Below are 22,419 nucleotides of genomic sequence, written 5' to 3'. Positions count from 1 at the left end.
GCGGGACATGCCCGACGGCCGGACGACCATCGGCCTCCGGCCGTCCTCCGGGCCGGCCTCAGTCCTCGATCAGCCCGGCGAACCTCTCCTTCACCCGGGCCAGGACCTCGTCGGGGTCGGCGGCCCACACGTCGGCGTTGAAGATCTCCACCTCGATGTCCCCGGTGTAGCCCGCCTCGGCCACCGCCCGGGTCAGCGGCGCGAAGTCGATGACGCCGTCGCCCATCACGCCCCGGCCGAGCAGCACGTCGGCCGGGAGCGGATGCAGGTGGTCGCACACCTGGTAGGAGGCGATCCGCTCGCCCGCCCTGGCGATCTGCGCCAGGACCTGCGGGTCCCACCACACGTGGAAGGTGTCGACGACCACGCCTACCCGCTCCGCCGGGTACGGCCCGGCCAGGTCGAGCGCCTGCCCGAGGGTGGACAGCACCGCCCGGTCGGCGCAGTACATCGGGTGCAGCGGCTCCAGGGCCAGCCGTACCCCGCGTTCGGCGGCGTACGGCACCAGCTCGGCCAGCGCCCCGGCGACGCGCTCCCTGGCCCCGGCGAGGTCGCGGTCCACCGCGGGGGAGGGCTCGCCCGGCGTCACGCCCGGCAGGCCGCCGACCACCATGACCAGGCACGCCGCGCTCAGCGTGGCGGCCTCGTCGATCGCCCGCCGGTTGTCGTCGAGCGCCTCCCGGTCCCCGGAGGTCAGGAAGCCGCCCCGGCACAGCGACGACACCCGCAGGCCCGCGTCGGCCACCAGCTTCACGGTCTCGTCCAGGCCCTGCGCGGCGACGTCCTGCCGCCACAGGCCGATCGCCCCGACGCCGTGCCGTACGCAGCCATCGACGGCCTCGGCCACCGACCACCGCCGGGTGGTCCACTGGTTCAGCGACAGGCGGCTCATCGTGTCGTCCCCTTCCGGGCCTCGGCCCGCGGCCGGCTCTCCCGTCCGCTCAGCATCCGTGCACCGCCAGCAGCGACCGCATCCGGTGGACGGCCAGCTCGGGGTCGGCCAGCAGCCCGGCCCGGTCGGCCAGGCGGAACACCTCGGCCAGGTGCGGCAGCGAGCGCGCCGCCTGGGCGCCGTTCACCATGGTGAAGGCGTCCTGGTGGCCGTTGAGCCAGGCCAGGAAGACGATGCCGGTCTTGTAGTGGTAGGTCGGCGTCTCGAAGATCTTCCGGGAGAGCGGGACCGTCGGGCCCATGATCTCGTCGTAGCGGGCGGTGTCCCCGGCGTCGAGGGCGGCCAGGGCCGCCGCGGCGGCCGGGGCGATCGCGTCGAAGATCCCCAGCAGCGCGTGGCTGCCCGAGGCGATCAGCGACGGGTAGTTGAAGTCGTCGCCGGTGTAGAGCCGCACGCCCTCCGGCAGCGCCGCGCGCAGCGCCACCTCGTGGCCGGCGTCCAGCAGCGAGACCTTGACGCCCTCGACCACCGGCGCGTGCTCGCGGATCAGCTCCAGGAACGACGCGGTGGCCTCGGCGACGTCCCGCGAGCCCCAGTAGCCCGCGAGGTTCGGGTCGAACATCTCGCCCAGCCAGTGCAGGATCACCGGGCGGTCGGCCTGCGACAGCAGCTTGCCGTAGACCGCGTGGTAGTCCTCCGGGCCCCGCGCGATCGCGGCGAGCTGCCGGCTGGCCATCAGGATCACGCCGGCCCCGGCCTCGCGGACGGTCTCGGCCTGCTCGGTGTAGGCGGCCGTGACCTCCTCCAGGGTCGCGGCGCCCGGCGCGTGGTCGGTGCCCGCGCCGCAGGCCACCAGCTCGGCCGGGTCGCCGAGCTCCGCCGCCGCGGCGGCGCTGCGCCGGATCAGCTCGCGGGTGGCCGGCCAGTCCAGGCCCATGTTGCGCTGCGCGGTGTCCATCGCGTCGGCGACGCGCAGGCCGTACGACCACAGGTGGCGGCGGAAGCGCAGCGTGGCGTCCCAGTCGACGGCGGCGGGCGCGCCGGGGGTGTTGTCGCCGAGCGGGTCGGCCACCACGTGCGCGGCTGCGTAGACGACGCGGCCGCGCGGCGGGCCGGCGGGCCGCTCCCAGGCGACCGGCTCGCGCAGGGTGTGCCCCCCGCCGGGGAGGTCGATCCGCATCACCGCTCCATCGCCAGGCGGCGGCCCTCGGCGGAGGAGCGCAGGGCCAGCTCGGCGACGCGGACGCCGCGCGCGCCGGAGGCGAAGTCGTGCGGGAACGGCGCGTCCTCCAGCACGTGCCGGACGAACATCTCCCACTGGGTCTTGAAGCCGTTGTCGAACTCGGCGTTGTCCGGCACCTCCTGCCACTCGTCGCGGAACCGCGCCGTGACGGGCAGGTCGGGGTTCCAGACCGGCCTGGGGGTGGCCGCCCGATGCTGGATCCGGCAGTTGCGCAGCCCCGCGACGGCGCTGCCGTGCGTGCCGTCCACCTGGAACTCCACCAGCTCGTCCCGGTTCACCCGGACGGTCCAGGAGGAGTTGATCTGGGCGACGACGCCGCCCTCCAGCTCGAAGACGCCGTAGGCGGCGTCGTCGGCGGTGGCGGGGTAGGTCTCGCCCCGCTCGTCCACCCGCTCGGGGACGTGGGTGACGGCGCGGGCGTAGACCGACTCGATCCGGCCGAACAGGTTCTCCAGCACGTAGGTCCAGTGCGGGAACATGTCCAGCACGATGCCGCCGCCGTCCTCGGCGCGGTAGTTCCACGACGGGCGCTGCGCGTCCTGCCAGTCTCCCTCGAAGACCCAGTAGCCGAACTCGCCGCGCACCGACAGGATCCGGCCGAAGAAGCCGCCGTCGATCAGCCGCCTGAGCTTGAGCAGGCCCGGCAGGAACAGCTTGTCCTGCACGACGCCGTTCTTGACGCCCCGGGCGGCGGCGGCCTCGGCCAGCGCCACGGCGTCGCCGTGGTTCTCGGCGGTCGGCTTCTCGGCGTAGACGTGCTTGCCGGCCTCGATCGCCGCGAGGACGGCCTTCACCCGGGCCTGGGTGACCTGGGCGTCGAAGTAGATCAGGTTGGAGTCGTCGGCGAGGGCGGCGTCGAGCTCGGTGGTCCACTCCTCGATGCCGTGGTCGGCGGCCAGCTTGGCCAGCTTGTCCGGGTTGCGGCCCACCAGCACCGGCCTGAGCGTCACCCGGCCGCCGTCGGACAGCGCCACGCCGCCCTGCTCGTTGATCGCCAGGACCGAGCGGACCAGATGCTGGCGGTAGCCCATGCGGCCGGTGACGCCGTTCATCACGACGCCGATGCTTCGGTGGGACATTCTTCTCCTGCCTCCTATGGAAAGCGCTTTCCGATATACCGTACGACAGTCCCGTCTCCTCGGCAAGCACTTGCCCGGAAGGGCGGAACGGGGCCGCCAGGTCTTGTTCAGGACCCCCGCCACGTGAGCACCGGCGGAACCCGATGCTCACGTGGTCACCGCGGAGGCGCGTTCCCGCCCGGCCGGTTCACGGCTCTCGGGTCCTGCCGACGAGGTTCGCGGTTCCCGGGCCTTCCCTGCCGAGGGGCGCGACCACCGCTATCGGATACGGGGAAATATCTGTGGATTTCGGGAACCTGTGCGCGTCTGCCGACACGGTCTCAGTGTGATGGACAGCCTTCCCACGGACATCGACCTATGGAGGCGTGCGGCGGACGGGGACGCCGAGGCCTTCGGCGTCATCTTCGACCGGCACGCGCGTGCCGTCTACAACCACTGCTTCCGCCGTACGGCCGACTGGTCCGAAGCCGAGGACGTCACCTCGGTGGTGTTCCTGGAGGCGTGGCGGCGGCGCAAGGAGCTGAGTCCCGAGCGGAGCTCGGCGCTGCCCTGGCTTCTCGGGGTGGCCAACAACGTCCTGCGCAACCGCTATCGCGCCAGACGCAGCCACCGGGACGCCATGGACCGGGTGCCCGCCGTGCCCGCGGAGCCCGATCCGGCCGATGACATCGCCGGGCGGATCGACGACGAGCACCGGATGCGCCGGGTGCTCACCGCGGTGAACCGGCTCCCCCTCGCCGACCAGGAGATCCTGTCCCTGTGCGTGTGGGCCGGACTCGGCTACGAGGACATCGCCATCGAACTCGGCCTTCCGGTGGGGACGGTGCGCTCACGCCTGTCGCGGGCCCGTGCCCGGCTCAGGAGGCTGACGGCCACGTCCCCGGCGGACGCGTGGGAACCGATGACCGGCACGACACACAGACCAGGTGAGCGCCACACCGCGCTCCGGCCCCCAGTGGAGGAGTCATGACCGATCCGCTCATCCCCGGCGAGCGTGACCTTCCCGCCGGCCGCCACGCGCAACGAAGGGCCCACCTCATGGCCGAGATCACCGGGAATCCCCAGAGCGCGCACGACGCGCCGCCCACCCCTCTGACGTCCTCATCCCAGAAGCCCCAGAAGCCCCAGAAGCCCCAGAAGCCTGGTGCCCCCCGGCGGTCCCGGCCGTGGCGGCCGCTCGCGGGCCGCCTGGCGATCGGGGCCGCCGCCGCCACGGTGGCCGCGGCCGTGGTGACGGGGAGCGCGATCTTCGGAGAGAACCCGTCCACGGCTCAGGCCGCCGTGAGCTGCTCCAAGGACCGTGACTACGTGGTCGCCCGCATCATGGATCCCCTCGCCGACCAGAAGCGGCTCAGGAACGACTTCCTCGCGTGCGGCTTCGACATCGACCTGAGGCTCACCCCCGTCTCTCCCAGCCTGGTGGGGAACATCGTGATGATGGAAGGAGGCCGGAAGATCACGACGATCGGCGATCCCTCCTGCAGGACGGCGAGCGGCGCCCGGTGCCCGATCGGCCTGCGCATCCAGGCGGGTTTCACCGGTGAGGCCGCGGTGGTCCTCGGACGCGCGGCCCGCCCCGGTGAGCCCTACGACTCCGTCAACTCCTCGTCGGCGAAGGGAGAGGCCATGGAAGGCGTCACCGTCAAGGGACGCACCGTCGCCGAGGTGGAGGAGCTGGTCGCCCGGAGGCACCTGACGATCAGGCACTACAACGTCCAGTGGTCCGTTCCGGACGGGCGGGGCTATGGGGCTTTCACGCCCCGGGCGGAGGTCGACCCGGCATGGCGGGTGATCGACGTCGATCCGTACGCGCCCGGACAGGTCATGCTGATGATCGATCCTGCCGGACCCGTGCCTTCGGAGATCATGAAGAAGATCGAGGACGCCGGTGCGATGCCGCCGGCCGTACCGGGGGCGACGGCCACGCCGGGGCACTGAGGCCGGTCCCACCGGCTCCCCCCGCCGGACGGGGAAGCCTGGCGAGGGCTCCGGCGGCGCGGCGCCGCGTCACCGGCCCGGCGGGGGGAGCCGGGCCCCGTCATCGGGGAGCGCCGGCGCGCTCCCCGATGACCGGTCTCCGGCCGGCGACCACGGCTCTCAGCTCTCGTCGAGGCGGTTCAGCGCCTTGGCGATGGGGGCCGCGGTCAGTTCGATCTGCCACTCCCGGGCGCCCAGCTCGCGCAGCCGGGACGCCACACCCTCCTCGTCGACGGGGGAGGGGGGCTCCCACGTCAGGCGGCGCACGGCGTCCGGCTGGACGAGGTTCTCCGCCGGCATGTGGTGCTCCTCGGACAGGGAGGTCACCACGGTCCGGGCGGCGGCCAGCCGCCGGGCGGCCACGGGGTCGCGGTCCATCCACCGGTTGGCGGGCGGCGGCCCGTCACCCGGCGTGCTCGGCTGGGGGAGCTCCGACTCCGGCAGGGTGCGGGCCCTGCCGATCGCGGCCAGCCACTCACGCAGGTGCTTGCGGGCGCTGCGGCCGGTGAACGGGGGGATCTCGGTGAGGGCCTTGGTGGTGCGGGGCAGTTCCAGGGCGGCGGTGACGATCGCGGAGTCGGGCAGCACCCGGCCCGGGGCGAGGTCGGCCTCGCGGGCGAACCCGTCGCGGAGCGTCCACAGCTCCCGGACCACGGCCAGCCCGCGCAGCGAGCGGACCTTGTGGATGCCGGAGGTGCGCCGCCAGGGGTCCGCGCGCGGCGCCGGGGCCCGATGCGCCAGGACGGCGGCGAACTCCTCCTGCGCCCACGTCAGCTTTCCGGCCGTCTTCAGCTCCTCGTACAGCACGTCACGCAGCTCGACGAGGACCTCGACGTCGAGGGCGGCGTAGCGCAGCCAGTCCTCGGGCAACGGCCGGGTGGACCAGTCGGCCGCGGAGTAGCCCTTCTCCAGCCTCAGACCGAGGACGTTCTCCACCATCATGCCGAGCCCGACGCGCTCGTAGCCGAGGAGCCGGCCGGCGAGCTCGGTGTCGAACAGCGCGCGTGGCAGGAAGCCCAGCTCGGCCAGGCACGGCAGGTCCTGGGAGGCGGCGTGCAGCACCACCTCCGCGTCGGCCAGCGCCGCGTCCAGCTCCGACAGGTCGGGACAGCGGATCGGGTCGATCAGCGCGCTGCCCGCACCCGCCCGGCGCAGCTGCACCAGGTAGGCGCGGCCGCTGTAGCGGTAGCCGGAGGCCCGCTCGGCGTCCACCGCCACGGGGCCGGTGCCGGCGGCGAAGTCGCGCACCACGCGGGCGAGCCCGGCGGGCGTCTCGACGACGGGAGGTATCCCCTCCCTGGGCTCGAGCAGCGGAACGATGGTTGTCTCGTCGGTCACGTTCGAAAGGACTCCGGATCTTCGCGACGGCGCTGCGGCAGGGCCGCCACGCCGGGTGGCAGGGGTGGCATGCCCGCCGCCAGGCACATCAGGTCGCACCAGGCGGCGACGTGGCCGGAGAGGTCTTCCTCCAGCGGGGACCAGGAGGCCCGCAGCTCCAGCTCCGTGGTCACCGGATCCTCGGCCTTGTTGCCGAAGCCCTCCGACACCGCCCTGGTGACGGTGCCTCCGGCCGCGGCGTAGGCGGCGCCGTGGGCGTCGAGCGACTCGGTGAGCCAGCTCCACGCGACCGGGCCCAGCAGCGGATCCTCGGTGATCTCCGGCTCCATGTCGGCCCGCACGTAGGCGACGAGCCGGAACTGGCCGTCCCAGCCGCGCTGGCCGTCGGGGTCGAAGAGCATGATGAGGCGGCCGACGGCCAGCTCGTCGTCGTCGTCGCGGTAGACGGACGCGCCGACGGCGGCCGAGTACGGTGCCAGCCGCTGCGGGGCCGGGATGTCCTCCAGCTCGATCTCCGGCCTGACCTCCGTGGGGCGCAGCGTGGCCGCCGCCCGCCGGAAGGCGGCGGGAGCGGGCGCGGCGTCACCGATGGTCATACCGGAAGCGTAGGTCGAAAGTGAACGCATGGGGACCATTGGGGTGGGTGTAGGAGCCATCGGAAGCGATCAAGCCGACGCCGCCGACGGACGGGAGGCGCGGGAGACCCCGCCGCCGCGGGACCCGGCGGGTCCTGACGGCCCGGGGAACGCCCGGGGCGCGAGGAACAGCGCGTGACCGCACTCGACGCACGCCCACTCCGGGCACTCGCCGGGATCGTGCCCGTCGGGGCAGGGAGGTTGCTCGAAAACCCGGTCGCCGGCGCAGGAAGCACAGTGCTCATCGCGGTGTTCGAGTGAACGCCACGTTATGGACATCGTGGACATCGCACAGGCCTTTCGTCGGGTCGTGGTCCGACGTTGGCACGTCGCGCCGACATTTCCCCGCAACGTGCTCGGCGTGTCCCGAAAGTGGTGCCGGAATCGGTGCCGCGCGGTGACTTGGCGAATATTTGGAACAGCCGGGGGCCGGGCCAGGTTCGTCGATGGGAGGAACTGTACCCGGAAACATGATCGCTTCGTGTCGTCCGGGCGGCGGACCCGCTCTCCGGGCGTTCCCGACCGGCTCTCCATTGAGGGACGAAGAACCCAAACAGGTCGAACACTATCGTCATCATGACTTGAAACTGTCTGGGTGTTGTTATAGATGATCTCAGCGAATAAATGGCGATTTCGCCCTAGATCGCCCGCAGATGGCCTGGGTGAACGGACCGGGACCCTGGCATGGCACCCTGGAAGGGTGAATCCCGAGCTTGCCGACTCCCCGTTCCTGCGCGCCTGCCACCGGCGTCCCGTCCCCCGCACCCCTGTGTGGTTCATGCGCCAGGCGGGCCGCGCACTGCCCGAGTACCACGCCGTGCGCGAGGGGGTGCCGATGCTCACCGCGTGCGCCACCCCGGACCTCGTCGTGGAGATCACGATGCAGCCGGTCCGCCGCTACGGCGTGGACGCGGCCGTCTTCTTCAGCGACATCGTGGTGCCGCTCAGGGCGATCGGGATCGACCTCGACATCAAGCCCGGAGTCGGCCCGGTGGTGGCCGACCCGATCCGGGACGCCGCCGCGATCGAGACGCTGCGCCCGCTGGAGCCCGGCGACGTCCCCTACGTCACCGAGGCCGTCCGGACGCTGACCGGCGAGCTGGGCGCCACCCCGCTCATCGGCTTCGCCGGCGCGCCGTTCACCCTGGCCGCCTACCTCATCGAGGGCGGCCCCTCCAAGAGCCACGACCGCACCAAGGCGATGATGTACGGCGAGCCGCGGCTGTGGCACGCCCTGATGGACCGCCTGACCGGGATCACCCTCGGCTTCCTGCGCGTCCAGGCCGAGGCCGGCGCCTCGGCCGTCCAGCTGTTCGACTCCTGGGTGGGCGCGGTCGCCCCCGAGGACTACCGCGAGTTCGTCATGCCCTACACCCGCCGCATCTTCGCGGGCCTGACCGACCTGGACATCCCGCGCATCCACTTCGGGGTCGGCACCGGCGAGCTGCTCGGCCTGCTCGGCGAGGCCGGCGCCGACGTGGTCGGCGTCGACTGGCGGGTCCCGCTCGACGAGGCCGCCCGGCGGGTGGGGCCGGGCAGGGCGCTGCAGGGCAACCTCGACCCGGCGGTCCTGTTCGCCCCCTGGGAGGTGGTCGAGCGCCGCGCCGCCGACGTCCTGGCCCGCGGCGCCAAGGCCGAGGGCCACGTCTTCAACCTCGGGCACGGCGTGCCGCCCACCGCCGACCCCGGCCAGCTCGCCCGCCTCACCGACTTCGTGCACGAGACGTCCGCCCGCTGACCCGTCCTACGTCTCCTCGACGGCCGCGGGCTTCTCCCCCCGCGGCTCCTCCCGCCACTCCTCCCGCGGCGCGGGAGGCGGGGCCGGACGGCTGCGGCGGGTACGGCGCAGCACGAACACCACCACCAGCCAGACCAGCCCGGCCGCGATCGTCCAGGGCAGCAGCACGCCCAGCACGGTGAGGCCGATCTTCAGGGCCTCGACGAAGCTCCGCCAGCCCGTCCGCAGACCTCCGAGGAAGCCCGGCGACTCCTCCTCCGGCTCGGGGACCACGACCTCGGGGCCGACCAGGTTCAGCGTCAGCGTCGCCATGCTCGTCTTGGCGGCGAGCGACCGCTGACGGGCCTGGAGCGCCTCCAGCTCCGTCTCGCGGCTGGAGACCTCCCTCTCGATCTCCAGCACCTCACCGATCTTGTCCGCCCGCTTCAGCAGGGCGCGCAGCGAGTCCAGCGACGCTTTCGCCGACCGCACCCGGCTGTCGACGTCGGCCACCTTCTCGGTGACGTCCTCGGTGTTCTGCTGCACCGACTCCCGTACGCCGAGCTCCTTGCCCAGGCGGTTCAGCACTCCGGGGTAGGCCGACGGCGGGATCTTGAAGACCAGGTTCGCGCTGCCCTGGTCGCCGCCGGAGGAGTCGGACCGCTCGGTGGCGAGGTAGCCGCCGGCGGTGTCGACGAGCGCGCGCGCCCGGTCCGACGCGGCGGCGACGTCCTTGACCCGAACCGTCAGCTCGGCGGTGTAGACGATCTGCCGGTCCTGGGGGACCGGGTTCACCTGCTCGGCCGGCGCTCCCGTGGCGGCCGTGCGGCTCCTCTCCGCCCTGCCCCCGGAGGCCGCCGAGTCGGCGCCGGCCTGGTCCGCTGAGACGGCCTGTGGCGCGGCGGGCGCGGCCTCGCCCGACGTCGAGTCCATCTGGGCGCTCTCGCCGCCGGCGCACGCGGTCAGAGCCAACACCGCGGCCGCCAGCGCGATCGCCGGCCGTAAGCCGTACCGGAATCTATTCATGTCCTGATTGACGGAGGTTTGTCCGGCGGGGTTGAGTACACGCGGTCACGATGGCATCACGTTCTCCGCGCCGCGCGATCACGGGGGTGGCGGATGCCGGGGCGCGCGCGGCGGGCGATACGGTCGACATCCATGGAACGCAAGCGTCACCACGTGGTGGTCGTCGGCGGGGGGATCGCGGGGCTGGCCGCGGCGTGGCATCTCGGGCGGGCCGGGGACCGCGTCGAGGTGACGGTGCTCGACGCCGCCCCGCGGGCCGGCGGCAAGCTCCTGACCGCCGAGGTCGCCGGGGTCCAGGTGGACGTCGGGGCCGAGGCGATGCTCGCCCGGCGGCCCGAGGGCAAGGAGCTGGCACGGCTGGCCGGCCTGGGCGATGAGCTGCGGACGCCCGGCACCACCCAGGGCGCCATCCTCACCCGCGGCACACCCCGGCCGCTGCCCGCCGGGCAGGTCATGGGCGTCCCCTCCGACCTGGGGGCGCTCGCCGGGTCGGGCATCCTGTCGCCCGGCGGCCTCGCGCGCGTGCCGCTGGACCTCGTGCTGCCCGCCACGCTCATCGACACCGACGTGTCGGTGGCCGCCTACATCCGCGCCCGGATGGGCGCCGAGGTGGTCGACCGCCTGGTCGAGCCGCTGCTCGGCGGCGTCTACGCGGGCCGGGTCGAACGGCTCTCGCTGGACGCGACGATGCCGAAGATCGCCATGGCGGCCCGCTCGGAGCGGTCGCTGCTCAACGCCGCCCGCCACATCGCCGCCGAGGCGCCGAAAGACGCCGGGCCCGTCTTCACCTCCCTGCGAGAGGGGATGGGCAGCCTGCCCGCGGCGGTCGCCGCCGCCTCCGGGGCGCGGGTGCGGACCGGAGTCACCGTGCGGGAACTGCGGCGCACCGGGGACGGCTGGCGGCTGGTGACCGGACCGGTGCCCGCGCCGGAGGTCGTCGAGGCCGACGCCGTGGTCCTCGCCGTCCCGGCCACCCCGGCGAGCCGCCTGCTGGCGGAGGAGGTCCCGGCGGCCGCGGCCGAGCTGGCCCGGATCGAGTACGCGAGCATGGCCATCGTCAGCCTGGCCTACCCGCGCGATGCGTTCCCCCGGCTGCCCGAGGGGAGCGGCTACCTCGTCCCGGCGGCCGACCGCCGCCCGGTCAAGGCCGTCACGTTCAGCTCCGTCAAGTGGCCGCACCTGACCGAGACCGCCTCCGGGCTCGTCCTGCTGCGCTGCTCGATCGGCCGCCTGGGCGAGGAGGCGGTGCTCCAACGTGACGACACCGAGCTGGTGGCCTTGGCGACGGCCGAGATGGCCGAGGTCATGGGCGTGCGCGGGCTGCCGCTCGACTCCCGGGTGACCCGCTGGGGCGGCTCCCTGCCGCAGTACGAGGTGGGCCACCTCGACCGGGTCGCCCGCATCCGCGCGGCCGTCGCCGACCGGCCCGGCCTGGCGCTGTGCGGCGCCGCCTACGACGGCGTCGGCATCCCGGCCGTCGTCTCCACCGCCCGTACGGCGGCGGCCCGGATCCTGGACCACCTGGACCCCACGGGAGAATGGCGGAAGGAGTCGTCGAAGGCACGCTGACCGGGCGGCCCGAGACGGCCGGCACGACGAACACGAACACGACGCACACGAAGAACACGTCGGGAACGACGAGGACGACGGAGCCCCGCGGGGCTCCCGGAGGGGTGAGGACGACGGACGGGAACCCGAGGCCCAAGGCGCGCGACCTGAACCAGGTGATCCGCTACACGATGTGGTCGGTGTTCAGGATGCGTGAGCGCTGCCCGGCGACCGGACGAGAGGGCATGGCCGAGGAGGTCGAGGCCCTCCTGGCGCAGGCGGCGGAGAAGGACGTGGTCACCCGCGGCCTGTACGACGTGGCGGGCTTCCGGGCCGACGCCGACTTCATGTTCTGGTGGCACGCGCCGACCCCGGAGGACCTGCAGGAGACCTACTCGCGCTTCCGCCGCACCGCGCTGGGGGAGCTGACCGAGCCGGTCTGGTCGGTCATGGCGCTGCACCGCCCGGCGGAGTTCAACAAGTCGCACATCCCGGCGTTCCTCGCCGAGGAGGAGCCCCGCGGGTACGTGAGCGTCTACCCGTTCGTCCGTTCCCTGGAGTGGTACCTCCTGGACGACGCCGACCGGCGCCGCATGCTCGCCGAGCACGGCCGGATGGCCCGCGACTACCCCGACGTGCGGGCCAACACCGTCTCCTGCTTCTCGCTGAACGACTACGAGTGGATGCTCGCCTTCGAGGCCGACGACCTGCACCGCATCGTCGACCTGATGCGCACCCTGCGCGGCGCCGAGGCCCGCAGGCACACCCGGGTGGAGATCCCCTTCTACACCGGCATCCGCAAGCCCGTCGGCGAGCTGGTGGCGGCGCTGCCGTAGGCCGCGCCGGCGAATCCGGTGAAACGCTCGATTAGTTCCCCGGGCGTTGTCATACTCGGGGAAAACACCTGTCTATTTGACATCCTCCTCCGCCTGAAGGCGGGGGATTCCAACCGTTCCTACGCCGCTGGGGGGAGGTCGGGTTGAGGTTCACGGTTCACGAGCGCGCCCAGCGGCGGGCCTCCCCGTGCAGCCACCGCATGCCCTGCGGCGGTGTCTTTGATGTTGCGCGCCGCGTTGACGTCGGCGTTGGCCTGGTGCCCGCAGGCGACGCATCGGAAGAGGGCTTGGCTCTCGCGGCTCTCCCGGGCGGTGTGCTTGCAGGCGTTGCAGGTCTGCGACGTGTAACGCGGGTCGATTCTCTGGACGCGGCCCGGAGCCTTGTGCTCCAGCCGGGTCACGAGCCGGCCCCACCCGGCGGCGAGGATGCCCCGGTTCAGGCCCGCCTTCTGGCGGACGTTGCGGCCAGGTGCTTCGATCGTGCCCCTGGCCGCCCTGGTCATGGTGCGGACCTTCAGGTCTTCGACGGCGATCACGTCGAACCGGCGGGCCAGATCGGTGCTGGTCTTCTCGGCCCAGTCCTTACGCCGGTCGGTCTCGCGCGCCTTCAGCGTGGCTATCGCCTGCTTGACCTTGACGCGCCGGTTCGACCCGCGCTTGGCGCGCGAGACCTTGCGCTGAAGCCGCAGCAGACGGCTCTTCTCGGCCTTCCGCAGGCCGGGGACGCGCAGCATCTCCCCGGTGGACAGGGCGGCCGAGACGGTGACGCCCCGGTCGACGCCGACGATCTCGCCGGTGCCGGGTGCGGGGACCGGGGTGGGGATGGCGGCGAACGCCACGTGCCAGCGGCCGGCCCGGTCGCGGGTGATGCGGTAGGACTTCACGCCGTCGGGGACGAGGCGCGACCAGCGGAACCGCACCCAGCCGACCTTGGGGACCTTCACCTCGCCCGCGTTGCGCGAGAGGCGGCGGACGTCTCCGGCCTTGACCGCGACGATCCGGAATCCCTCGCCCCGGCCGCGCTTGCGCCACGTCGGCCGCTTGTGGGTCTTGCTGAAGAAGTTGCTCATGGCCTGGGCGAAGTCTTTGAGGGCCTGCTGCTGCACGATGATCGACCCGCCGCGCAGCCACGCGAACTCGGTGCGTGCCTCGGTGAGCTGGCGGCACTGTTCAGCGAAGCCCGGCGCGGACGTGCGTCCCGGCTTCCAGTGCGCGTGCTGTTCCACGGCGAGGTTCCACACGAACCGGGCGTGCCCGCAGTGCTCCGCCAGCGCCGCTTCCTGGGCGGGCGTCGGGGAGAGCCGGTAGCGGGACATGACATCATTCTACCATTATGAAGGCGGCTCGCTGCGGGTATTCTGATGTCATGAAACAGATCACACTGCGACTTCCCGACGACTTCCACGCGCGGCTCAAGGAGCTGGCCGAACATGAACACCGATCCCTGCACGCGCAGGTGCTGCACATCCTCCAGCAGGCCGTCCCGCCTTCGGCGGGCCGTCCCTGACGGGGTCCGGATTCCTCCCCGGCCTGAAGGCCGGGGCATCCTCCGGAGGTCATGGTGAGGCCGAAGGTGAACACGGGCGCGGGTCTGGCACGGTCCACGGGGCGCGGGGGCGGGCGCCGCAGAAGAAGGGCCCGGCCGCGGGTCCTGGAGGTCTCGGTCGGCGCGACCGCGCTGGCGGTCGCGGTCCTGGCGCTGGGCCGCTCGATGCTCGCCGCGGACCCGCCGCCCGTCCCGGAGGCGCAGAAGCACCTTCTGGCCGCGCCGCAGCAGGGCGCCGGGGACGGCAGGGCGGTGGGCGTGCTGCCCGGCGGCAAGGCGGGCAGCGGCCATGGGTCCGGCGACGCGGCCAAGGCGGACGGGCCGTCCAAGCACAGCGATCCGAGGGCGTTCGCCTACTTCGCGGCGCACAAGGCGACGAAGCGGGTCAAGGACATCCGCGTCGTCGGCGGCTACCTGCGGATATACACCGACCTGCCGGACTCTGCGGACAACTCCAAGCAGGCGATCAAGCTGTGCGAGACCGGTCTCGACTATCTCGTGGGGGAGCTCGGCTCGGTGAACCCCGTCGTCTTCGTGCAGGCGAGGTTCGGTGAGAACGGCAATCCCGTCCTGGCCAACATCCTGGGCCCCGGTGACTCCGACTGCCGCGTCACCTATCCCAAGCCCGGCGGCTGAGTTCTGTTTCGTGGATCCGCGCCGTGGCGAGGACCCACACCACAGAACCTAGGCCCCGCCTCGCGGGGCTTCGCCGTACCGGGGGTGCGGCCGGGGCGGGCCCGGCCGGGAGGGGTGCCCACTCCGGCGGGGCCGCCCGTGCGAGGCCGGGGCCGTCAGCCGTCGGCCGGCTCCAGTCGCAGTGACACGGAGTTGATGCAGTAGCGGTCGTCGGTGGGGGTGCCGTACCCCTCGCCGTGGAAGACGTGCCCGAGGTGCGAGTCGCAGGTGGCGCACCGGACCTCGACCCGGACCATGCCGAGCGAGCGGTCCTCGATGAGGGTCACCGCGTCCGACTTCGACGGCTCGTAGAAGCTCGGCCAGCCGCAGTGGCTCTCGAACTTGGTGTCGGACCGGAACAGCTCGGTGCCGCAGGCCCGGCAGCTGTAGACGCCCACGGTCTTGGTGTCGACGTACTCCCCGGTGAAGGGGCGCTCGGTGCCTGCCTGGCGGAGCACCTGGTACTCCTCGGGAGAGAGCTGGGCGCGCCACTCGGCGTCGCTCTTGACCACCTTGTCCATCCCCCCAGCCTATGCGGCGGGTGTTCCCGCCGGGACCACGTGCCTGCCGGGACTGCGCGTCCGGAATGCCGGGAAAAAAATCTTTGTGATGAAGCATCCATTTATGTCGGGTTTTGCGTCTTAGCAGATGTGGAGGGTTCTCCCTCCCGCTGAGGGGTCAGACCACCCGTCGGGCCGTCCATGGGCCAACAGGACGACCAGGTGGCCGTCGGCCGGACGACGCGCCAGCGTCCGGGCCGGTGAGCGGGCGGGTGGTCGCGCGGTCCGCCCCGTCGAGAGCCCGGTCCCGCCGCCGAGGTGACTCCGGGACGGGCCGCCCGACCCCCTCTCTCGTGATCCGGGGTGACCGGACGGGAACGGCGTGTTCTCCGGTGCCGGAATCGATGATCGCGGCTTTTGCTATGGTCTGCGGGATCGATCCATTCGGTTCCCGGGGGAGACCGCATGCCAACGATCCGGCCCTTACGCGCTGGGGATCCCAGCCATCTGGGCGGCTACCGCCTGCTCGGGTGCATCGGGCAGGGCGGGCAGGGCGTGGTCTACCTCGCCGAGACGTCCTCGGGCGAGCGGGTGGCGGTCAAGGCGATCCACCCGGAGAAGGTCGCCGACCCCCGCGCGGTGGAACGTTTCCTCCGGGAGGTCCGGACGGCGGGCAGCGTCGCGGAGTTCAGCACGGTCAGGGTGCTGGACGCGGCGGTCGACCACGAGCGGCCCTACGTGGTCAGCGAGTACGTCGACGGTCCCTCCCTGGCGGAGATCGTCGAGGGGGAGGGGCCCTACGGCGCCGGGGCGCTGCACCGTCTGGCGGTGAGCACGGCCGCCGCGCTGGCCGCCATCCACCGCGCCGGAGTCGTCCACCGTGACTTCAAGCCCGGCAACGTCCTCATCGGCCCCGGCGGCCCGCAGGTGATCGACTTCGGCATCGCGCGCGCCCTGGACTCCGCGGCGTCGACCACCGGGGGGATCGGCACCCCCGCCTACATGTCGCCCGAACAGCTCTCCGGCGGCGACGTCGGCGCCGCGTCGGACGTCTTCGGCTGGGCCGGGACGATGGTCTACGCGGCCACGGGACGGCCCCCCTTCGGCCGCGACTTCCCCGCGGTGATGTACCGGATCCTGCAGGCGGACCCGGATCTCTCGGCGCTCCCCGCGGACCTCCGGCCGCTGATCGCCCGCTGCCTGGACAAGGACCCGGCCGCCAGGCCCTCCGCCCGGGAACTGCTGATGGCCCTCGTCGGCGGCGATCCGGCCGCGGACCGGCTCCCGGAGGAACCCATTCAGGGCGTACCCATCCAGGAGGAACCCGCCTGGGACGGACCCGGGGAGCCGGAGACGGAGCCGTCGAGCCCTTCCCTCCGCCGGAGCCTCCGAAGGACCGTGTCCGGCGGGAAGGCCGCACCGCTCCGCCTGCCGGCCGCGGCGGTCCTCGCCGCCTCGGTGGCGGGCGCGGTCTTCCTGTACGTGAACAGCCGGCCCGCCGACGACTCGCAGGGAGACGACGGGGCCGCCGCGTCCTCCTCCCTGATCACCCTGGCGGGCTCCCGGCAGGCCGCCGGGGAGGTCGTGGCGGAGTGGACGCCGGAGGCGCTGGAGGCGGCCGTGCCGTACGAGGGCGCCGCCGGATCCGGGTCGCGGGGGAGCGGCGCCGAAGCGGTGGACGTGGGTGACCCCGCCACGGTCTCCCCGTACGATCTGGAGCCGTTGCGAGGGGAGGAGAAGCCCAGCCACATCGGGGCGTACACCCCCCAGACGGTCGGCAAGGTGTTCTTCCGGGCAGGGGAGCGCCGCCACTGGTGTTCGGCCACCTCGGTGAACTCCGAGGCCGGCAACCTCCTGGTGACCGCGGGGCACTGCCTCTACGACCCGAAGCGGCGCGCGGCCGTCGCCTCGCTGGTCTTCGTGCCGGCCTACCACCGGGGCAAGGCCCTCTTCGGGATCTACCCGGGCTCCTCCGCGGCCGTCCACCCGAAGTTCGTGGCCTTCGGCGACCGCGGTCACGACTACGCGTTCGTCACCGTCTACGGCGCGGGCGGCAAGCGTCTGGCCGAGGCCGTCGGGGCGCAGGGGCTGGCGTGGAACGGATCAGGTCGCGAGAAGGCCGATGTCTTCGGCTACCCGGAGGGGGCCCATCCCGACGGGGCGCCCTCCCGCACGGGTGACATCCCTTTCCGGTGCTTCCGCACCCCTCCCTTGAAAGCGTCCAGGGGCGCCGAACAGGCGCTGGGGTGTCCGATGACCCCCGGCGCCGACGGCGGTCCGCTGATCATCCGGTACGAGCCGGACCGCAAGACGGGATACGTCAGCGGCGTCGTCTCGGCCTTCGAGGACGCCAACGGGAACGGCCGCTACGACCGGTCGGTGTCACCGTACTTCGGGGAGGAGGCCCGCCGGACCTACCTCCGGGTGGCGGGCCTGTCCACCGACGTGCTCTGAGGGGGCATGGGGAGCACGGGGGAGTCAGGGGGAAGTCCCGGGGGAGTCCCGGGGAGAGGGTCAGCGGCGGGAGCCTGCGGCGAAGGCGATGTTCACGACGACGATCCCGATCCAGACGAGGATCATCGGACCTCCGTTCGCGCCGGTGACGGCGAAGGCGACCGTGCTGCCGACGCCGAGCACGATGGAGACGATCGCCAGGGCCAGGCGCTGCCCGGCGTCCACGCCCGGCCGGACCCCGGGGGCCTTGGGCTGCCGCTGCGGGACGCGGGCGGCGACCTGCTCCTCCACCCGCCGGTCGATCTCCTGGCCCATCTTGTCCAGGAATCCCTCGATGAGGGAGTCCTCGTACTCGGGACCCAGCTCCCGGCGGGCCTCGACGGCGGCGCGCAGCTCGTCACCGGTGGATGATCTCTTCTCCATGGAGCGAGATATATCGCTTATTTCACCCACTGTCCACGGGAGTCCGGCGTCCGCGGGAGCCCGCCGTCCACGGGGTCCGGCACCTGCGGGGGCCCGCCGTACGCGGGAGCCCGCCGCCCGCCGGGGTCCGGCGGCCAACGGCACGGCGCCCGGGACGCGGCCCCTCAGCCCTCCCTGACGTACCGGGTGAGCAGGAACCCCTCGTCCTCCAGGACGTGGGCCAGGCGCAGCCGGGTCGACGAGGCCGGGCCGTGGAGGATCCGGGCGGCGTCCCCGCCGATCATCAGCGGGCTCACCGTCAGGCACAGCTCGTCCACCAGGCCGGCCGCGGCGAGCTGGGCGTTGAGCCTCGCCCCGCCCTCGCACAGCACCCGCCCCAGGCCGCGCTCGCCCAGCTCCCCGACCGCCAGGGCGAGGTCCACCCGCTCCCGGCCGGCGACGATCACCTCGGCGTGCCGGGCCGCCTCCTCGCGCCGGCCGCGGGGGGCCGCCTCGCAGGTGACGACGATGGTCCGCGCGTCCGGACCGGTCTCGGCGAACAGCGGGCCCGACAGGTCCAGCTCCAGGCTCGCGGTGACCACCGCGATCGGCGGGGCGGCCGTACGGCCCGCGCGCAGCGCCTCCCACGACCTCCTGGGCTTCGCCGGGCCGTACCCCTCGGCCCGCACGGTCGCCGCCCCGGCCAGGACGACGTCGGCCAGCCCGCGCAGCACCCCGAAGACCTTCCGGTCACCCCGGCCGGACAACCCGCCGGACAGCCCGTCCAGCCAGGTCCCGCCGTCGGCGCTGGCCACCATGTTGAGCCGGAGCCACCGGTCGCCGGGGTAGGCGTAGAGCTCCGCGAGCTCCGTGAGGCCGGGCTCGCGGGGCTCGCGGAGCCCGGCGTCCCCACCGGGGACGGGATGGATGAGGCGCATCCCCCTACCCTGGCACACCCTCCGGGTCCCGGCGGTGGCGCAGGACCCGCACCGAGCGCGAGGTCACCGCGACCTTGGCGTCGGCCGGCCAGGACTCCCCGGCCGACCCGCCGGGCCGCTCCTCGGCGGTGTCCAGCACCGACTCCCACCGCGCCCCGTACCGCCCCCCGGGGACGGTGAACGTCATGTCCTCGTGGTGGGCGTTGACCAGCAGCAGGAACGAGTCGTCGGTGATCCGCTCGCCGCGCGGGCCCGGCTCGGTGATGGCGTCGCCGTTCAGGAAGACCGCGAGCGACTTGGCGTAGCCGGTGTGCCAGTCGGAGGCCGTCATCTCCTCGCCCGACGGGGTGAACCAGACGATGTCGCGCGTGCCGTCGTCGGCCCGGCGGCCATGGAAGAACCGGCGCCGCTGGAGGACGGGGTGCTCGCTCCGCAACTGCGACAGGCTCCGGACGAACTCCAGCAGGTCGCGCTCGCGCCCGGCGAGCGACCAGTCGACCCAGGAGACCTCGTTGTCCTGGCAGTAGGCGTTGTTGTTGCCGCCCTGCGTGCGGCCGAACTCGTCTCCGGCGGAGAGCATCGGCACCCCCTGCGAGACGAACAGGGTGGTCAGGAGGTTACGGCGCTGGCGGCGGCGCAGGCGGTTGATCCCCTCGTCGTCCACCGGCCCCTCGGCGCCGCAGTTCCACGACCGGTTGTCGTCGGTGCCGTCGCGGTTGTTCTCGGCGTTGGCCTCGTTGTGCTTGCGGTCGTAGGAGACCAGGTCGTTCAGGGTGAACCCGTCGTGGCAGGTGACGAAGTTGATGGAGGCCACCGGGCGGCGCCCGGAGGAGGCGTACAGGTCGGCCGAGCCGGTCAGCCGGGAGGCGAACTCCGGCAGCGCCGATCCGTTGCCCCGCCAGAAGTCGCGTACGGTGTCGCGGTACTTGCCGTTCCACTCCGTCCACAGCGGCGGGAAGTTGCCGACCTGGTAGCCGCCGGGGCCGACGTCCCACGGCTCGGCGATCAGCTTCACCTGGGAGATCACCGGGTCCTGCTGGATCAGGTCGAAGAACGCGCTCAGCCGGTCGACGTCGTGCAGCTCCCGGGCCAGGGCGGCGGCCAGGTCGAACCGGAAGCCGTCCACGTGCATCTCCAGCACCCAGTAGCGCAGCGAGTCCATGATGAGCTGCAGCGCGTGCGGCGAGCGGACGTTGAGGGAGTTGCCGCAGCCGGTGTAGTCGAGGTGGTAGCGCCGGTCGCCGTCGTGCAGCCGGTAGTAGGCGGAGTTGTCGATGCCCCGGAAGCCCAGGGTGGGGCCCATGTGGTCGCCCTCGGCGGTGTGGTTGTAGACCACGTCGAGGATGACCTCGATCCCCGCCTCGTGCAGCGACCGCACCATCGCCTTGAACTCCATCACCTGCTCGCCGCGCCGGCCCGAGCAGGCGTAGGCGGCGTGCGGGGCGAGGTAGGCGATGGTGTTGTAGCCCCAGTAGTTCGTCAGGCCCCGGGCGACCATGGCGTGCTCGGGCACGAACTGGTGCACCGGCATCAGCTCGACCGCGGTGACGCCCAGGCTCCGCAGGTGCTCGACGACCGCGGGGTGGGCGATCCCGGCGTAGGTGCCGCGCTGCTCGGCCGGGACGGCCGGATGGCACATCGTCAGCCCGCGCACGTGCGCCTCGTAGATCACGGTCTGGTGGTACGGCGTGCGGGGCAGCCGGTCGTCGCCCCAGTCGAAGAACGGGTTGACCACCACGTTCTTCGGCATGAACGGGGCGCTGTCGTCGTCGTTGCGCGCGGACGGGTCGGTGAAGGCGTAGGCGAACAGGGCCTCGTTCCACTCGACCTCGCCGTCGACGGCCTTGGCGTAGGGGTCGATGAGCAGCTTGGCGGGGTTGCAGCGGTGCCCCTGGGAGGGCTCGTAGGGGCCGTGGACGCGGTAGCCGTACCGCTGTCCGGGCATGACGCCCGGGAGATAGCCGTGCCAGACGAAACCGTCGGCCTCGGGGAGGTCGATCCGCTCCTCGCGGCCGTCGTCGTCGAAGAGGCACAGCTCTACCCGCTCGGCCACCTCGGAGAACAGGGAGAAGTTGGTCCCCGCACCGTCCCAGGTGGCACCGAGGGGGTACGGCTCTCCCGGCCATATTTCGCGCATGTAGCCCTATTCTCCTCCAATCACACCCTCGTGTGCAGGGTGCCACGGACCCGTGTCCCATTCGCGCCACGAGAGGGGCATGAGGGGAGGCGGACGGCCACGCCGTCGTGGCCCGTCCTCGGCGGCGGCGCCGCGCCCACGGGGGGCTCCCCGGCCGCCCGTTCCTCACCCCGGTGGGCGGCGGGCCCCGGCCGGGCCGCGGGGACCGGGGGCACGACCCTGGGCGCCCGATCCCCCGCGCGGCGCGCCGCCGGAGAGCTTCCGGCAGAGTCTATGCGCCCGCCCGCGTCCCGCCGCCCGCAAGGAACCGGGCGGCGGGACGCGGGCGGACAGGACGGACCGGGCGGGACGGCGGTCAGTCCACCAGCTCGGCGTCGAGGGTGATGGTCGTCCCCGCCAGGGCCTTGCTCACCGGGCAGTTCGCCTTGGCGGTCTCGGCGGCGGTCCGGAACTCCTCGGCCGACAGCCCAGGCACCTGGGCGCGGACCGACAGGACGATGCCGGTGATGCCCTCGCCGGGCTGGAAGGTCACGTCGGCCTTGGTGGCGACCGTCTGCGGCGGGGTGCCCGCCTGCGCCAGGCCGTGCGACAGGGCCATCGAGAAGCAGGCGGAGTGCGCCGCCGCGATCAGCTCCTCGGGCGAGGTCTTGCCGTTCGCCTGCTCGGCCCGGGAGGGCCAGGACACGTCGAACGTGCCCACGCCCGAGGTGTCGAGCGAGACGGTGCCCGAACCGTCGAGGAGGGCGCCCTTCCACTGCGTGGTCGCGGTACGTGTCGTCGCCATGGCGATAGTCCTTTCGATCATGGGTGCTACCCGATCGACCCTACTCCGCGCCGCGGGGGCGACCGGGCCCCGCCGCCCCCGGAAATCCGGCCCCGTCCCTCGCGGGGACCGGCGCCCGCCCGGCTCAGGATCGGGCGCCGGGAGCGCCGGGAGCGCCGGGAGCGCCGGAGTCGCCGGAGGAGGTGTCGGCCGCGAGGTCCCGGGTCGCGGTAAGCCCGGCGTCGGCGGCCTTGCGGAGGAAATCGGCGAGCAGCTTGAGTTGCCGTTCGTCGTATTCGGCGCAGATCGAGTCCATCGCCGAGTTCATGCCGGCGAACAGCCGGTGCATCTCCCTCCCGCGGTCGGGCAGCGCCCGGACGGTGACGGCGCGCCGGTCCGCGGGGTCGCGTTCACGGGCGATCCAACCGGCATGCTCCAGCCGGTCGAGGATCCCGGTCACGGTGGCCGGATGCAGCCTGGCCCGGCGGGCCAGGGCGCTCGGACTCAGCGGCCCGTGCCGGCTGATCAGGTCGAGACAGTCCATGTCGATGTCTTTGAGGGAGAGGTGGACGCCGACCTGGCGGTTGAGCATCGACAGCCGGTTGTTCAGGTCGCGAAGGGCGTCCTTGATCTGGCCGGTGAGCCGCCGGTGAATGCGCCGGTCTCCGGACTCCAGGTGATCCATGGTGTATCAGTACCCGATCCATATATTA

The 22,419-nt window shown here is 72.8% G+C and carries 22 protein-coding genes; 9 read left to right on the top strand and 13 right to left on the bottom strand.

All coding sequences use genetic code 11. From position 1 onward, the window contains the following. Positions 1–58 precede the first annotated feature (58 nt). Genes AB0D67_RS04455 through AB0D67_RS04445 form a run of 3 tightly spaced genes read right to left on the bottom strand, consistent with a single transcriptional unit; the run spans position 59 to position 3,214 of the window. On the bottom strand, positions 59–892 hold the full coding sequence (locus AB0D67_RS04455) for a sugar phosphate isomerase/epimerase (protein WP_362929807.1): 834 nt from the start codon (positions 890–892) through the stop codon (positions 59–61). A gap of 49 nt (positions 893–941) precedes the next feature. Further along, complete coding sequence (locus tag AB0D67_RS04450; protein WP_362929805.1) at positions 942–2,072, bottom strand: dihydrodipicolinate synthase family protein; 1,131 nt, start codon at positions 2,070–2,072, stop codon at positions 942–944. After that, complete coding sequence (locus AB0D67_RS04445; protein WP_362929803.1) at positions 2,072–3,214, bottom strand: Gfo/Idh/MocA family oxidoreductase; 1,143 nt, start codon at positions 3,212–3,214, stop codon at positions 2,072–2,074. Before AB0D67_RS04445 ends, AB0D67_RS04450 begins: the two co-directional genes overlap by 1 nt. Positions 3,215–3,542: 328 nt before the next feature. Here AB0D67_RS04445 and AB0D67_RS04440 point away from each other — a divergent pair, with 328 nt between their 5' ends. Together AB0D67_RS04440 and AB0D67_RS04435 are read left to right on the top strand one after the other, a co-directional pair. Next, entirely contained in the window at positions 3,543–4,184 is a 642-nt protein-coding gene (locus tag AB0D67_RS04440; RefSeq protein WP_362929801.1) for a sigma-70 family RNA polymerase sigma factor, read from the top strand. Then, the gene (locus AB0D67_RS04435) at positions 4,181–5,152 is read left to right on the top strand and encodes a hypothetical protein (protein WP_362929799.1); all 972 of its coding nucleotides are present in this window, start codon (positions 4,181–4,183) and stop codon (positions 5,150–5,152) included. Before AB0D67_RS04440 ends, AB0D67_RS04435 begins: the two co-directional genes overlap by 4 nt. 159 nt (positions 5,153–5,311) lie before the next feature. Here AB0D67_RS04435 and AB0D67_RS04430 read toward each other — a convergent pair whose 3' ends face one another. Then, entirely contained in the window at positions 5,312–6,529 is a 1,218-nt protein-coding gene (locus AB0D67_RS04430) for a ribonuclease D (protein ID WP_362929797.1), read from the bottom strand. Further along, positions 6,526–7,125, bottom strand: coding sequence for a DUF3000 domain-containing protein (locus AB0D67_RS04425; RefSeq protein WP_362929795.1), 600 nt, complete (start codon positions 7,123–7,125; stop codon positions 6,526–6,528). Before AB0D67_RS04425 ends, AB0D67_RS04430 begins: the two co-directional genes overlap by 4 nt. 174 nt (positions 7,126–7,299) lie before the next feature. Between AB0D67_RS04425 and AB0D67_RS04420 the strand changes: the two genes are divergently transcribed. Both AB0D67_RS04420 and hemE read left to right on the top strand, forming a co-directional pair. Further along, the gene (locus AB0D67_RS04420) at positions 7,300–7,425 is read left to right on the top strand and encodes a hypothetical protein (protein ID WP_362929793.1); all 126 of its coding nucleotides are present in this window, start codon (positions 7,300–7,302) and stop codon (positions 7,423–7,425) included. A gap of 439 nt (positions 7,426–7,864) precedes the next feature. Continuing rightward, positions 7,865–8,902, top strand: a complete 1,038-nt coding sequence (gene hemE, locus AB0D67_RS04415) for a uroporphyrinogen decarboxylase (RefSeq protein WP_362929791.1) — start codon at positions 7,865–7,867, stop codon at positions 8,900–8,902. Positions 8,903–8,908: 6 nt separating this feature from the next. Here the strand turns inward: hemE and AB0D67_RS04410 are convergent, their stop codons facing one another. Then, positions 8,909–9,907, bottom strand: a complete 999-nt coding sequence (locus tag AB0D67_RS04410; protein WP_362929789.1) for a DUF4349 domain-containing protein — start codon at positions 9,905–9,907, stop codon at positions 8,909–8,911. A gap of 132 nt (positions 9,908–10,039) precedes the next feature. On the opposite strand from AB0D67_RS04410, the gene hemG reads away from it, so the two are divergent. After that, entirely contained in the window at positions 10,040–11,476 is a 1,437-nt protein-coding gene (gene hemG, locus AB0D67_RS04405) for a protoporphyrinogen oxidase (protein WP_362929787.1), read from the top strand. A 104-nt stretch (positions 11,477–11,580) separates the two neighbouring features. Next, on the top strand, positions 11,581–12,291 hold the full coding sequence (hemQ, locus tag AB0D67_RS04400) for a hydrogen peroxide-dependent heme synthase (protein WP_362929785.1): 711 nt from the start codon (positions 11,581–11,583) through the stop codon (positions 12,289–12,291). 119 nt (positions 12,292–12,410) lie between these two features. Here hemQ and AB0D67_RS04395 read toward each other — a convergent pair whose 3' ends face one another. Continuing rightward, positions 12,411–13,607, bottom strand: a complete 1,197-nt coding sequence (locus AB0D67_RS04395) for a transposase (protein ID WP_362929783.1) — start codon at positions 13,605–13,607, stop codon at positions 12,411–12,413. A gap of 50 nt (positions 13,608–13,657) precedes the next feature. Here AB0D67_RS04395 and AB0D67_RS04390 point away from each other — a divergent pair, with 50 nt between their 5' ends. Further along, on the top strand, positions 13,658–13,798 hold the full coding sequence (locus AB0D67_RS04390) for an Arc family DNA-binding protein (protein WP_362929781.1): 141 nt from the start codon (positions 13,658–13,660) through the stop codon (positions 13,796–13,798). A 51-nt stretch (positions 13,799–13,849) separates the two neighbouring features. Further along, complete coding sequence (locus tag AB0D67_RS04385) at positions 13,850–14,473, top strand: hypothetical protein (RefSeq protein WP_362929779.1); 624 nt, start codon at positions 13,850–13,852, stop codon at positions 14,471–14,473. A gap of 155 nt (positions 14,474–14,628) precedes the next feature. Here the strand turns inward: AB0D67_RS04385 and msrB are convergent, their stop codons facing one another. Beyond that, positions 14,629–15,033 carry a peptide-methionine (R)-S-oxide reductase MsrB gene (gene msrB, locus AB0D67_RS04380; RefSeq protein ID WP_362929777.1) on the bottom strand — a complete coding sequence of 135 codons (405 nt, stop codon included), beginning with the start codon at positions 15,031–15,033 and terminating at the stop codon, positions 14,629–14,631. A gap of 444 nt (positions 15,034–15,477) precedes the next feature. Between msrB and AB0D67_RS04375 the strand changes: the two genes are divergently transcribed. Continuing rightward, positions 15,478–17,466: a serine/threonine-protein kinase gene (locus AB0D67_RS04375; RefSeq protein WP_362929775.1), complete on the top strand. Its 1,989-nt coding sequence runs from the start codon at positions 15,478–15,480 to the stop codon at positions 17,464–17,466. Positions 17,467–17,526: 60 nt separating this feature from the next. On the opposite strand, the gene AB0D67_RS04370 is transcribed toward AB0D67_RS04375, so the two are convergent. From AB0D67_RS04370 to AB0D67_RS04350, 5 genes are all read right to left on the bottom strand, one after another. Further along, the gene (locus AB0D67_RS04370) at positions 17,527–17,889 is read right to left on the bottom strand and encodes a hypothetical protein (protein WP_362929773.1); all 363 of its coding nucleotides are present in this window, start codon (positions 17,887–17,889) and stop codon (positions 17,527–17,529) included. Positions 17,890–18,053: 164 nt separating this feature from the next. Further along, positions 18,054–18,806, bottom strand: a complete 753-nt coding sequence (locus AB0D67_RS04365) for a pyrimidine reductase family protein (RefSeq protein ID WP_362929771.1) — start codon at positions 18,804–18,806, stop codon at positions 18,054–18,056. 4 nt (positions 18,807–18,810) lie between these two features. Beyond that, entirely contained in the window at positions 18,811–20,943 is a 2,133-nt protein-coding gene (glgX, locus tag AB0D67_RS04360; RefSeq protein WP_362929769.1) for a glycogen debranching protein GlgX, read from the bottom strand. A 355-nt stretch (positions 20,944–21,298) separates the two neighbouring features. After that, on the bottom strand, positions 21,299–21,727 hold the full coding sequence (locus AB0D67_RS04355) for an OsmC family protein (protein ID WP_362929767.1): 429 nt from the start codon (positions 21,725–21,727) through the stop codon (positions 21,299–21,301). 124 nt (positions 21,728–21,851) lie between these two features. Then, a complete protein-coding gene (locus AB0D67_RS04350; protein WP_362929765.1) occupies positions 21,852–22,391 on the bottom strand; it encodes a MarR family transcriptional regulator in 540 nt (179 codons plus the stop codon). Positions 22,392–22,419: the final 28 nt, after the last annotated feature.

Source organism: Streptosporangium sp. NPDC048047 (assembly GCF_040653115.1).
Classification (GTDB): domain Bacteria; phylum Actinomycetota; class Actinomycetes; order Streptosporangiales; family Streptosporangiaceae; genus Streptosporangium.
Note: the sequence above shows the minus strand (reverse complement) of the source record. Positions and strands in the feature narration are given on the sequence as shown.